The organism is Methylobacterium aerolatum (genome assembly GCF_022179085.1).
In the GTDB taxonomy this organism is placed as follows: domain Bacteria; phylum Pseudomonadota; class Alphaproteobacteria; order Rhizobiales; family Beijerinckiaceae; genus Methylobacterium; species Methylobacterium aerolatum.
Genome location: NZ_BPQE01000047.1, coordinates 1 through 11622, shown reverse-complemented (window position 1 = coordinate 11622; position 11622 = coordinate 1). Strand labels below are relative to the sequence as shown.

At 68.8% G+C, this 11622-nt stretch carries 10 protein-coding genes; 7 read left to right on the top strand and 3 right to left on the bottom strand.

The features are described from left to right. Window positions 1-993: patatin-like phospholipase family protein (locus tag MFF06_RS22075; protein ID WP_238208251.1), on the bottom strand; the 993-nt coding region annotated here is incomplete at its 3' end. Window positions 994-1136: 143 nt separating this feature from the next. Here MFF06_RS22075 and MFF06_RS22070 point away from each other — a divergent pair. Both MFF06_RS22070 and MFF06_RS22065 read left to right on the top strand, forming a co-directional pair. Further along, on the top strand, window positions 1137-1445 hold the full coding sequence (locus MFF06_RS22070) for a helix-turn-helix domain-containing protein (RefSeq protein ID WP_238208249.1): 309 nt from the start codon (window positions 1137-1139) through the stop codon (window positions 1443-1445). 90 nt (window positions 1446-1535) lie between these two features. Then, the gene (locus MFF06_RS22065; protein ID WP_238208247.1) at window positions 1536-2432 is read left to right on the top strand and encodes an ImmA/IrrE family metallo-endopeptidase; all 897 of its coding nucleotides are present in this window, start codon (window positions 1536-1538) and stop codon (window positions 2430-2432) included. A gap of 163 nt (window positions 2433-2595) precedes the next feature. Here the strand turns inward: MFF06_RS22065 and MFF06_RS22060 are convergent, their stop codons facing one another. Continuing rightward, window positions 2596-6132: a DEAD/DEAH box helicase gene (locus MFF06_RS22060; RefSeq protein ID WP_238208245.1), complete on the bottom strand. Its 3537-nt coding sequence runs from the start codon at window positions 6130-6132 to the stop codon at window positions 2596-2598. Window positions 6133-6841: 709 nt separating this feature from the next. On the opposite strand from MFF06_RS22060, the gene MFF06_RS22055 reads away from it, so the two are divergent. The 5 genes from MFF06_RS22055 (at window position 6842) to MFF06_RS22035 (ending at window position 10318) form a co-directional block, all read left to right on the top strand. Then, on the top strand, window positions 6842-7078 hold the full coding sequence (locus MFF06_RS22055) for a hypothetical protein (protein ID WP_238208243.1): 237 nt from the start codon (window positions 6842-6844) through the stop codon (window positions 7076-7078). Between the two features lie 95 nt (window positions 7079-7173). Next, the gene (locus MFF06_RS22050) at window positions 7174-7614 is read left to right on the top strand and encodes a hypothetical protein (RefSeq protein WP_238208241.1); all 441 of its coding nucleotides are present in this window, start codon (window positions 7174-7176) and stop codon (window positions 7612-7614) included. 589 nt (window positions 7615-8203) lie between these two features. Further along, entirely contained in the window at window positions 8204-8437 is a 234-nt protein-coding gene (locus MFF06_RS22045) for a hypothetical protein (RefSeq protein ID WP_238208239.1), read from the top strand. Window positions 8438-8513: 76 nt separating this feature from the next. Continuing rightward, window positions 8514-9401: a cytochrome b/b6 domain-containing protein gene (locus tag MFF06_RS22040; protein ID WP_238208237.1), complete on the top strand. Its 888-nt coding sequence runs from the start codon at window positions 8514-8516 to the stop codon at window positions 9399-9401. Next, entirely contained in the window at window positions 9398-10318 is a 921-nt protein-coding gene (locus MFF06_RS22035; protein WP_238208235.1) for a molybdopterin-binding protein, read from the top strand. The genes MFF06_RS22040 and MFF06_RS22035 overlap by 4 nt, the downstream gene beginning before the upstream one ends. Before the next feature lie 38 nt (window positions 10319-10356). Here the strand turns inward: MFF06_RS22035 and MFF06_RS22030 are convergent. Further along, window positions 10357-11622 (bottom strand): ATP-binding protein (locus MFF06_RS22030; protein WP_238208227.1); only part of this gene is annotated, 1266 nt, incomplete at its 5' end.

Here is an 11622-nt window from a genome sequence, read left to right as displayed (position 1 = left end):
GTCCCGCATGTTCATGAGGGACCTGAGGGCACGGATCTGGTCGCTCGCGATATCGAAGAGCCGCGGCCCGGCGAGCTGACCCTTGAGGATGGCGAGCGGTGAGGCCGAGCCGTAAGCCGACAGGGGACCGGAGGCATCGCTGCAGATGAGGAATGCGGCCGGGTCCGGGGTCTGCCCGGGCTTGTAGATCGCTTCAAGACCCAGGTTCTCGTAGGCGCCACCATCCCAAAGACCGATGCGGGTCGCGGGGGGCTGCGTCCTCGACAGCGGCTTGCGCGTCGCCGGATCGGTCCGGAACCATCCCTCCTCGGGGAGGTCCAACCAGAGCGCCCCCAAAACGTAGGGAACGGCCGCCGAGGCCGCAGCTGCATCCGCCAGTCGGATGTCCGGCGCGTAGTGACGACCGAACTTCCAGTCGCCCATCTCCCTGGCTGAGAACCGCCAGCCCTTGCCCGTGTGGAGGGACGTTGCGTTGATGTGCCAGACCGGGGTTTCCGGAAGATCCCGGATACGACCGGTGATACCCCAACGCTCCGCGAGGAGGTCGGCGAGAACGCTGGCTCGATGCGCCAGCAGCCTCCGGTTGAACCGGAACAGACCACGCCAGCCGATGGCTCGGACCGTAAACAGGTCGACGGTCGTCAGAAGGTTGCGCAGCGTCGGAAAGACTCGATCCAGGTAAGCGGCCGAACCCGGCCACGAATACCCGTTCGTCGTCATGACGGCCGAGACGAGCAAGCTACCGCCGGACACGGTCGATATGTGCGTCACCCGTTCGAGAAGCTGTTCCTCTGCGAGACGCTTCAGGACACCGGCGTGAAAAGCCGCCGCGCGAACGCCCCCGCCTGAAAGAGCCAGCCGGATCGGGAGACTTGAGGGGTCGCTGTCCGTCGATATGCCGGCCACCACCGGTTCGGCAGGCACCCCTTGCCCCCGCTCCCGAATGCCGGGTTCTTGCTCGTCACCGACGCCTAAAGGGCTCTCCGCCTGCATCGTTCGCTCCCGCCACGCCACCTCGGTAGCGAACCGTTCAGTATGTCTACACCGAACTTGTGCGACGGCATATCGCTTTTCAAGGCCTGGGTGTTAGTCTACGGCGAACTTTCTGAGCGGTTGCGGCGGGGAGACGGGGCACGGTGGCCACATTCGGCGAGAAGATCCGGGAGCTGCGAAAGAAGGCCGGGTTGACACTCGACCTGCTTGCCGAGATGACCGGCTCCAGCAAGTCGTACATCTGGGAGATTGAGAATAAAAACCCCCCAAGGCCGTCCGCCGAGAAGATCGACCGGATCGCGAAGGCGCTCGGGGTGACAGCTGACTATCTGATGGATGCCGAGGCCGATCTAGCGACCGCCGAGGACGAGGCATTCTTCCGGAAGTACAGGGGCCTTGATCCCGACGTGAAGGACCAGATCCGTCGGATCACCGAAACCTTCAGGAAATAGCCTCGACGACCGACCGACGGCACGCATCGGTATTGCCCTGTTGCGGCCGTGCTGCGAGCCTGGACCTGAAGACGATTCAGGTCCGCATCGATGGCAGACTCCAGCGAACTGACGCCGACACGGTGGGCCAACCGGCTCACGCAGATGCTCGACCTTGTGAAAGGGGAGGACCGCTATCCGGTCGACGTCGAGGAGCTGATCCTCGAATACTCCCGCAGCGTCTGGCCGGACGACCCGGTGCTCAAGATTGTCTCGCAGCCGATCCGGGGGTTCGAGGGAGCCCTGGTACCGATTCGCGAGGAGCCGCGGGGATGGCTCGTCATCAGCAACTCGGCGGCCTCGCCGGGCAGAAGACGCTTCACGGTGGCCCACGAGGCAGCCCACTACATCCTTCACCGCGACCGCATTCCCGCCGGGGGCATCTACTGCAAGGAGGAGGACGTCAGCCGCCGGAACGGCAAGGACATCGAGAAGGAAGCGGACACCTTCGCGGCCGCATTGCTGATGCCCCTTCACGACCTACGACGGCAGATCGACCCGAGGGCCAAGCCTACCCTAGCGGATCTGAGCGCCCTAGCCGAACGCTACGGTGTATCGCTGACGGCCGCGACGCTGAGATGGCTCGAAATCACCGAACGCCGCTCGCTGATGGTCGTCTCGACAGAGGGTTACGCACTCTGGGCGCGGTCGAGCGGCCCGGCTTTCAAGTCCGGGCGCTTCATCCGAACGTCGGGTTCCCCGCATGAAATCCCCGTCGGTGCCGGTGCGTTGCGGCCCGACCTTGCTGATGAGTGCCGGCTGGGTCTCTCACATCCCGCGGGCGTCTGGTTCGATGAGGATGTTGAGGAGATCACGGTCCATGCGACAGCCATCGACCAAGTCATTTCCGTCCTGCATCTCGGCCGAGCGGAAGCGCGCTCGCATGACGGTGAGGATGATCCCGAACAGGACGTCCTCGATAGGTTCGAAGCGAACGGCCGGGCCTGACGTTCGCGGTGAGTGGCCCGGAAACGAGGCTACACGCGTCCCCGTGCGGGTGGCGAGACCAGTCCGGCTGACTGCGACCTCGCATCGACGTCTGTCGGGCAATCCAAGATACCCTGCATCCCAGCCGGCAAACGCCGGAGGGTGAGCGAGGAACGGTCTCGCGTCATTCCGCAGGCTCGCGAACCTCCGGCGCCGTGGGCCAGGCCCGAGCGAGCCGACCGAACACTCCGGCATCCGTCCAGGCCGAGCGGGACCCGATCACGTAGAGGTTCTCCTTCGCGCGGGTGGCGGCGACGTTGAGGATGTTCGGTGACCCGCCCGCCCAGCCGCGCGCCCCCCGCTGGGCCGGGATCGGGGCCCCGAGGACGAAGATCACGCTGTCGGCCTCGCGGCCCTGGACGGTATGGACCGTGCCGATCCGGTCCCGCGTCCAGCCGTAGGGGTCGGCGGTCCAGCGGGACAGCACGCCGGACGCCGTGACCCTCTCGCGAAGGCGTCGTGCCACGATGAGGAACGGGCTGATCACGTATAGGTCGAGGTCCGGGATGCCTGCGACGGACAGGCGGCGCAGCATGTCGACGACGGCGTCCCCCTCGGCGTCCGACCACTTGTCCTCGATGCGCCCGCCGGCGACGTCGACCCAGTGCGACCTGCCCAGGACGTCACGGATGGCGGAGGTCCGCCCCGGCTTCGCATGGACCATCAGCCCTTGGTAGGCGACGTCGTTCGAGAGGCCGAACATCGGCTCGGCGCAGCGGCGGTGGACGAGCAGGGGGAAGCCCACGCGGACGGAGCCGACGGTCTGGCGGAACTCGGCGACGTAGGTGGCCGCGGCGTCGGCCACGGCCTGCACCGAGGCCTTGGGTGCGTTCCACCTCTCGGGGTCGATGCCGAAATCGGCGCAGATGGTCTCGGCGAGCTCCGTCGGCAGGGAGGTCACCGGCTCGATCTGCAGCGGGTCCCCGACGACCACGGCGCGGCGGGTGCGCATGATCGCGCCGACGGCGGCCTGGGGCACGGCCTGTCCCGCCTCGTCGACGAGGAGCCAGCCCAGCGTCTCGGGCGGCAGGTAGCCGATCATGCGGGTGACCGAGGCGAAGGTCGAGGACACCACCGGCACGACGAGGAACAGCGTCGCCCAGAGGTCCGGCATGTGCGGCTTGGTCTTGGGCTGCCACGCGTTCCGGCCGATGAGCGCCTTGAACAGGTTTTCCAGGTTGCTCCGCACCGGTTCGGCGGCCGCGTCTACGAACGCCTTGTGGACCGCCATGGCGAGCTCGAACACGCGGTCGCGCTGGCGGTGCACCTCCATGTCCAGCCACGGCGCCGCTTGCTGGACCACGTTCCGGTCCCTGGCGAAGAAGGCCGCGTCGACCGTCCGGTCGCCGCAACGGGTCAGCATCTTCGCGACGCCGGCCTCGGCGGCATCGCGCGCGGCGATGGCCGCCCGGTTCGCCGCCCCGGCGGAGGCCATGGCCGTTTCGGCCTCGCGCAGCCGGCCCCGGGCAACCTCCGCCTCCGACGAGCTTCGGCGCACCTCGCGGTCGGCACGGTCGAGAGCCTCTGCGAGTTGCGCGTCGCTGGTCGTCCAGTCCTTGGCGGCGACGGTCCGGAACAGGCGCGCGAGGAAGCCCGGCCGCCGCAGGGCATGTCCCGCCCGGGCATGGTCGGCGCGGTCCCGTGCCTGTTCCGCGCCGGTTGCGGCGTCGGTCGCTTCCCGGTGTCCCTGCCGGGCCGAGGCGACCTCGTCCGCGGCGACGGCCGCGGCCCGTCCTGCGACCGTGGCCTCGGCGCGCAGCCTCGGAAGGGTGCCGACGACCTTACGGGCGGCCTCGATCTCGGCGAGGAAGGCGTGGACCTGCTCGACCTCCGCCTTGAAGGCCGTGCGCGCCTCGCGCCAACGCCGGAGCGCCTCCGTCCGGTTGCGCGGCGGGTTCTCGTTCCCGACCACGACGGGGCGCCGCTTGCGCATCGTGCCCGGCTTCGCGGGATCGGGCTCCTCGACCCATTGCGGGCTGCCGGCTGCCTCGGCGAGGTAAGCACGCAGTCCCTTGTCGGGGTCGATCCACGCCTTTTCCCGGAAGGCGAAGCGGTTCGAGGCATTCCCGAGAACAGCAGCGACGAGGCCCCATGCCTCGACGTCGCCGGAGACGTTGTCGGCCACGGTCTTGAGGTAGCGCAGGCCGGTCGCGTCCGACGCGATGGCCTTCAGGGCCGGGAGTTCGCGGCTGACGTTCTCGACCGCCTTGTTGTTCGAGGAGGCCACCAGCATCTCGAAGCCGCGCAGGCGGGGGTCGACCTTGTGGAGCGGCACGGTCGCGTTGCCGACCCTCGGCCGGTAGCCGGATGCGGGGAAGGCTTTCTCGGGGTCGTCGAACCCGCACATCGCCTCGGCACGCCGGACCACCAGCGCCGCCACCATGTCGCGCAGGAGCGTGGTCTTGCCGGTGCCGGGCGGCCCGTTGACCGGGAAGAGCTCGACGCCTTCCAGGTCTGAGGTCGCGAGGTTCACGGCGCCCTGCTGGAGCAGGACGAGGGGGTGGCGCCCGGCCGCGGGCCATCGGCCTGCCGGGAAGCGTGCCGGGGCCACCGCGGCGGCGACCACGGCATCGTCCGCGAGGACGTCCTTGCGCCCCGTCGGCTTGTCGATGCCGAGGTACCGGCGCAGGTTCCCGGTCGCCTTCCCGTCCCCGACGAGCCGGCGGGCCGTCGCGAGGTCCTCCAAGAAGAAGCTGCCGAGGAGCGGCGCTTCCGGCGGGTCCTGGGACTGCCAGTAGTGGTAGACCCGCACGGCGAACGACGGCGGCTCCACGAGGCTCGCATGGAGGCCGACCTCGGAAACGAGCCAGTCGAACGCCGCCTTGATCGAACGCGCGTCGAGGGGGACGGGCTTGCCGTCGTCATCGAACCGGCGGATGCGGCGGTCCAGTCCCTCGTTCAGCTTCGTCTCGGCGTCCGGCCAGCGACCGAGGCCGACCAGGTCGCGGCGCAGGGCGAGGGGAAGCCCCCAGGCGAAGCCTGAGACCGCCGTCGCCTCGTTTTCCGCGACGGGTACGCCGGCCTTGTCGAGTGTCAGGGTCGCAATCGCCGCGAGGCCGGGGGTACCGCGACGGTCCTGGTGCTTGTCGACGAACACGGACAGCAGGGCGTTCGTGGCCTCGTCCATGCGGATCGCGCCGAGGACGACCTGATAGAACAGTTGCTTCTGGGGCCTTCCCTTCTCACCGGGAGGTTGCCAGGGCATGGCACCGGCGAGGCTCGCGACCCGCCTTTGATCCCCGTCCGCCATGTCGGCCGGTTTCCGGTAGGTCATGGGGGAGAGCACCTCCAAGGCCGTCCAAGCCGAGAGGACGTCCTCGGGCCGGTCGCGCACCGGAGGCGGTGCAGGGCGCGGACCCAGGTTCGACCAAGGCGGAGGTTCCTGGGCACCGGGGGATGGCGCATCGGCGGCGTCCGCCGGCTCCGCACGGGACCGCGTCCGGGACGGATCGCCGGATGCCGTGCCCCGCCCGTTGTTAGCGGCCTGGGCCCGGGAGGGGCCCGCGAGGGCGGTCTCGACCTTGGCTAGGAGGTTCGCGGCGCTGGCCGTGGACCGGTGGCCGAGCTCCGCGCGAACGGCTTCGAGGACGTTGCGGTCGCCCCCGCATCCCGCGAACACCCGTTCGAGATCGGTCACGCGCAGCGGCTGGTAGGGTCTCATCGTCGGTCCGACCGGGAATCGTGCCTTGGCATTGTCCGGGCCGCCCGGACTGGTGTCCAGCCAAGGTTGCGTCGCGCGAACCACCGGTTGCATGCGCCTTCGGGACGCGGTGCCTCACCGCCCACGCCGGTTGCACTGCGGGGCATCCGGCGAGGCGTCTACCGACCTTGCAGCCTCCAATCCTCAGCGCTTCCGAAAACAGCGCTGAGCCGGCCTGCGTCGTTGGGACGAATCGTGGGCCGCGTTGCCCACGAAGGGCCCTCGACGAGAGCGCGGGGAGCTAAGCGATTCCACCAATTCGCGGATCCGGGTCGGCCGGGGGCCAGGGAGCTTGCACGAAGCGCTGAAAAACGGCTAAAACAGACCCGCTTGCGTCGGCGTCGGCGCGGTCCGTGGGGGGCTGTCGCTCGGCATGGGCCGTCGTCGATGGGGAGGCGGGCACACCCGTGGCCGGAAGGGGTTCCGGACCACGGGCACGCCGGCTGCCCTTGGGCGGCCTGATTGGACACGTCCTCTCACGAAGGCAGTGTCCGCCAATTCCTGCACGTCACACATCTTGGCGGATGGACGGCAGGACAGGACCGAGGAAAGACATACCGTGTCCGATTCCGACGATCAACCACCGGCTCTCCGGAGCTGGGCCGAGAACCTGTGTCCCATGCCGGCCGGGGCGGCACGGCTACGGGTAGCCGTCCGCCGGTCGCGGAGGGTGCCGACGCTCTTCCCCCGGGAGGAGGCCGAACTGCGTGCCGTCTGGGCCGGCGCGACGAGCATGGGCCGATGGCGCTCGCTGGCGACCCGGCGTGGACGCCTGCGGGCCGATGAGCTGCGCAAGCTCGTGCGGGAAATCGTGAAGGCGCGGCAGGCCGACATGTTCGCGGTGCAGCAGACCATCGAGGACCTGCTGGGCCTGCTCGCCGAGGCCGCCGAGCGTAAGCGGGACTGACGGTTCGGGGCGCGCGGCCCGTCACAGGGCCGCGCGCTGACGGCTTCTTCACCGGTCTTCCCGAATATGCGCCCGATGCCGACGGTCGCACGACGATGAGCCCCCGAGACAAATTCGACGACGTCGCCGCCGCGATCCGCGGGCTGGCCGAAGAGGTCGCGGCGCTCAGGCGGGAGGTCGCCGCCGTGGCGGAGGATGCGCGGGCCCTGCGGGACCGCATCGACATGCAGGCCGCGCCGTCGACCCGAGGGAGACCGGTGCCCAAGAGGCGGGAAGGCCGCAAGCGTGGGTTGGCCGCGGCCATGGGGCGCCTGTTCTGGGACAGGATGATGCAATTTTTCGTCGAGGAGATCCGGCGGCGAGGTCCGATGACGGCGGCTCAGCTTCACGCGACGCTGGATGCCGACGCGCTGGAGATGGCGGAGGCTGTTTTCGAACGCATTGACGTCTCGCTGATCGCCGAGAAAGTCGACGTCCGCGTCCAGAGGGGCCACTATTTCACGAGGACCGAAGACGGTCGTTACGACGCGCTCTGACGACTGCCGAGCCCTCTCCGGATGACGCCCAACGCTCGCACGACAGGTCCCGGCCCGGGCAGTCCGATGCCCGGTCAGGACCAGGTCGGCGGCAGCGGGCGGCTGTCCGGCTTGGTGGTCGCTCTCACCTTGGTCTCATGTCCAGCGAATTCGACCTCGTCATCGTCGGGGATGGCGCCACCGGCATCGGCGCGGCGCGGCGCGGCGGCTCGCGGTCGGCGGCAAGGCGATGCTGTTCAGGTAGGAGGTATGCCACACTTCGTCCGGTGATCGGCCGGTGCAGGTGAGGCCACTCGGTTTCCGGTCGGGGCTCGTCCTTGATGTCAATACGATGCGAAACGGCACCAACCCCGTTCATACCCGGGACCGGATTATCCCCGTCCCCTGAAACCTTCCGCGGCGAGCCTCCGTACAGGTCGAGGTACGCCCGGCCAGGGCGTGGCGCGGGGCCTCGCCCTAGCGCCCGGAGAGTTGCGCCCATTGGCCCCAAATCTGGAAAATTAATTCGTCAAATCAGGAACTTGCGGCAAGTTCTTCGTCTTGCCCCACCGTGCGAAAGGGGAACCCTTCCCCGTACAGGAGACGACGAATGAAGATCACCACCCTCGCGCTCGCCGCCTCGGTCCTCGGTGGCCTCGCGCTCGGAACCGGCGCCGCCTCGGCCGCCCCGATGGGCCCGAACGGCCTTCAGGCCGGCCCGGCAGGCATCACGCAGGTCCGCATGACGCATGGCGAGCGCATGATGATGAAGAAGCGCATGATGCATAAGAAGATGATGAAGCGCCGGATGATGAAGCGGAAGATGATGATGAACCGCATGTAAGCGGCCATCCCGAACGCGGCGGCCCGGCCCTCGGTCCGGTCGCCGCGCCCCTCGGTCCCCAGGACGAGCCGCCCTCGTGCCCCGCACCTACCTGACGCGCTCCGCCCCCGACACGGGCGAGGTGGAGCATCGGCGCTGGATGTTCCGGCACCCCGCCGTCATCCGGATCACCCACTGGGTCAACGCGCTCTGCCTGCTGGTCCTGCTGATGAGCGGCCTGCAGATCTTCAACGCCCACCCGGCCCTGTACTGGGGCAAGGTCTCGACCTTCGACACGCCGCTGCTGTCGATGACCTCGACCGAGGACGACCCGCCCAAGGGCGTCACCACGGTCCTGGGCCGCACGTTCGACACGACCGGCTGGCTCGGCTCCTCGCCCGGCGCCGACGGCGAACCGGCCGACCGCGGCTTCCCGTCGTGGCTGACGCTGCCGAGCGACCAGGATCTCACCGGCGGCCGGAGCTGGCACTTCTTCTTCGCCTGGGCCCTCGTCCTGAACGGCGCCCTGTACCTGCTCTACGGCCTATTCAGCGGCCAACTTCGCTTTCGCGTCGTCCCGCAGCGCGACCAGGTCCGGCATTTCGCCGCCTCGGTGTGGGAGCACCTGACCCTGCGCTTTCCTGAAGGCGACGAGGCCAAGCGCTACAACGTCATCCAGAAACTCACCTACGCCGTCGTGCTGTTCGTGCTGCTGCCGGTGCAGGTGCTGGCCGGGCTGGCGATGTCGCCGGCCATGGATGCGGCGTTCCCGTTCCTGCTGACACTGTTTGATGGGCGGCAGTCGGCCCGCACGGTCCATTTCGTCGTGGCGGCCCTGCTGGTCCTGTTCGTGGTCGTCCACGTCGCCCTCGTCGTGCTCTCGGGCTTCTGGAACAACATGCGCGGTATGCTCACCGGCTGGTTCGTGATCGAGCGCCGGATCGAGCCCACGGCGGGGGATGATGTCCGGGAGCACCGCGCATGATCCAGCCGCCCAGCCGACGCTCCCTCCTTCTCGGCGCCACCGCAGCGGCCGGCACCGCGATGCTCGGTGGCTGCGACCGCCTCGGAGAGGCCGACTGGTTCCGGCGCACGCTCAAGACCGGCGAGGACGCCAACCTGTTCGTGCAGCGGCTGCTCCTGACCGAGCGGACGCTCGCGCCCGAGTACGCCCAGGCGGACATCTCGCCATGGTTCAAGCCGAACGGCACCGAGGATCCGCCCGACAAGGCCTACAAGGCGCTGGCGCGGCGCAAGTTCGCGGACTACCGGCTGGAGGTGGGCGGCCTCGTCGAGACCCCGCTGAAGCTCTCCCTGGCCGAGCTGCGCAAGCTTCCTTCCCGGACGCAGATCACCCGGCATGACTGCGTCGAGGGGTGGAGCTGCATCGGCAAGTGGACCGGCGTGCCCCTGTCCGAGATCCTGGACCGGGCACGGCTCAAATCGCAGGCGCGCTACGTCGTGTTCCGCTGCGCCGACACGATGGACCAGGGCGAGGACGAGGGCGCCGAAGGGGATGGGACGGAGGACGTCTCGTCCGGCGGCAACGCCAGCCCTGCGATGACGAAGCAATCGGGCGGGGGTGAGGACAAGCGTGATTCCGGGGGCCAGCAAGCCGCCGAGGGAAGCTCCGCCAGCGACGACGCGCCCGTTCGGTACTATGAGAGCATCGACCTCGTGGACGCCTTCCATCCCCAGACCATCCTCGCCTACGAACTGAACGGAAAAGCCCTGCCCGTGGCGAACGGTGCCCCCCTGCGGCTGCGCCTCGAACGCAACCTCGGCTACAAGCAGGCCAAGTACGTGATGCGCGTCGAGGTGGTGGAGAGCTTCGCCGACATCGGCGAGGGCAAGGGCGGCTACTGGGAGGACCAGGGCTACGCCTGGTATGCCGGAATCTGATCTCCTGCGGCGAACGGACGACCGGTCAGACGCCGCGCCTAGCGTTCCGCGATGAGCTCCTTGATGCGGGTGGCGAGCGTCTCCAGCACGAACGGCTTGGTCAGGACCTGCATGCCGGGTCGGAGATAGCCGTTCCCCAGAACGGCGTTCTCGGCGTAGCCGGTGATGAACAGCACCTTCAGGTCGGGGCGCCGCTCACGGCCAGCGTCGGCCATCTGCCGCCCGTTCATCCCGCCCGGCAGGCCGACGTCGGTCACTAGCAGGTCGATGCGCACATCCGACTGAAGTACCTTCAGCCCGGCGACGCTGTCGGCGGCCTCGATGGCGGTGTAGCCGAGATCCTCCAGCACCTCGGTGACCAGCATGCGCACGGAGGGCTCGTCGTCCACGATCAGCACCGTCTCGCCCTGGCCGGCCTGCTCCATTTCAGAAAGCCTGCGGGCCACCTCGTCCTCGTCGGCCTCGCCGTAGTGCCGCGGCAGGTACAGGCAGACCATCGTCCCCTCGCCGACCTCGGAGTAGATCCGCACCTGCCCGCCGGACTGCTTGGCGAAGCCGTAGACCATGGACAGGCCGAGACCAGTGCCCTCGCCGGTGGGCTTGGTCGTGAAGAACGGCTCGAACACCTTTCCGATCAGGTCCGGCGCCATGCCGGTGCCGGTGTCGGTCACGCAGACGCCGAGGTACTGGCCGGGAGCGAGATCGTGCTGGCGGCCGCCGGCCTCGTCGATCCACCGGTTGGCGGTCTCGATGGTGATGCGACCGCCGTCCGGCATCGCGTCGCGGGCGTTGATGCACAGGTTGAGCAGCGCGTTCTCCAATTGCCCCGGGTCGATCAGCGCCGGCCACAGGCCCGCGAGGCCGACGACCTCAAGGTGGACGGCCGGACCGACGGTGCGCCGGATCAGCTCCTCCATGTCGGTGACGAGGCGGTTCACGTTGGTGGGCTTCGGGTCGAGGGTCTGGCGGCGGGAGAAGGCGAGCAGGCGATGGGTCAGGGCGGCAGCCCGCTTGGCCGCGCCCTGGGCGACGGTCATGTATCGGTCGAGGTCACCCATCCGCCCCTGGCTCATCCGGGTCTGCATGAGTTCCAGCGAGCCTGAGATGCCCGCGAGCAGGTTGTTGAAGTCGTGCGCGAGGCCGCCGGTGAGTTGTCCGACCGCCTCCATCTTCTGCGACTGCCGCAGGGCCTCCTCCGTCTTTGCCAGCGCCTCGGCTTGCCGCTTGCTCTCGGTCACGTCGCGTACGGAAGAGTAGATCAGCCCGTCGCGCGGCACGGCGTTCCAGGACAGCCAGACGTAGCT

Excerpts from the sequence above, each read along its gene's own strand:
- MFF06_RS22065 (WP_238208247.1), top strand. The coding sequence starts at position 1,536 with ATGGCAGACTCCAGCGAACTGACGCCGACACGGTGGGCCAACCGGCTC.
- MFF06_RS22060 (WP_238208245.1), bottom strand. The coding sequence starts at position 6,132 with ATGAGACCCTACCAGCCGCTGCGCGTGACCGATCTCGAACGGGTGTTC.
- MFF06_RS22050 (WP_238208241.1), top strand. The coding sequence starts at position 7,174 with ATGAGCCCCCGAGACAAATTCGACGACGTCGCCGCCGCGATCCGCGGG.
- MFF06_RS22045 (WP_238208239.1), top strand. The coding sequence starts at position 8,204 with ATGAAGATCACCACCCTCGCGCTCGCCGCCTCGGTCCTCGGTGGCCTC.
- MFF06_RS22035 (WP_238208235.1), top strand. The coding sequence starts at position 9,398 with ATGATCCAGCCGCCCAGCCGACGCTCCCTCCTTCTCGGCGCCACCGCA.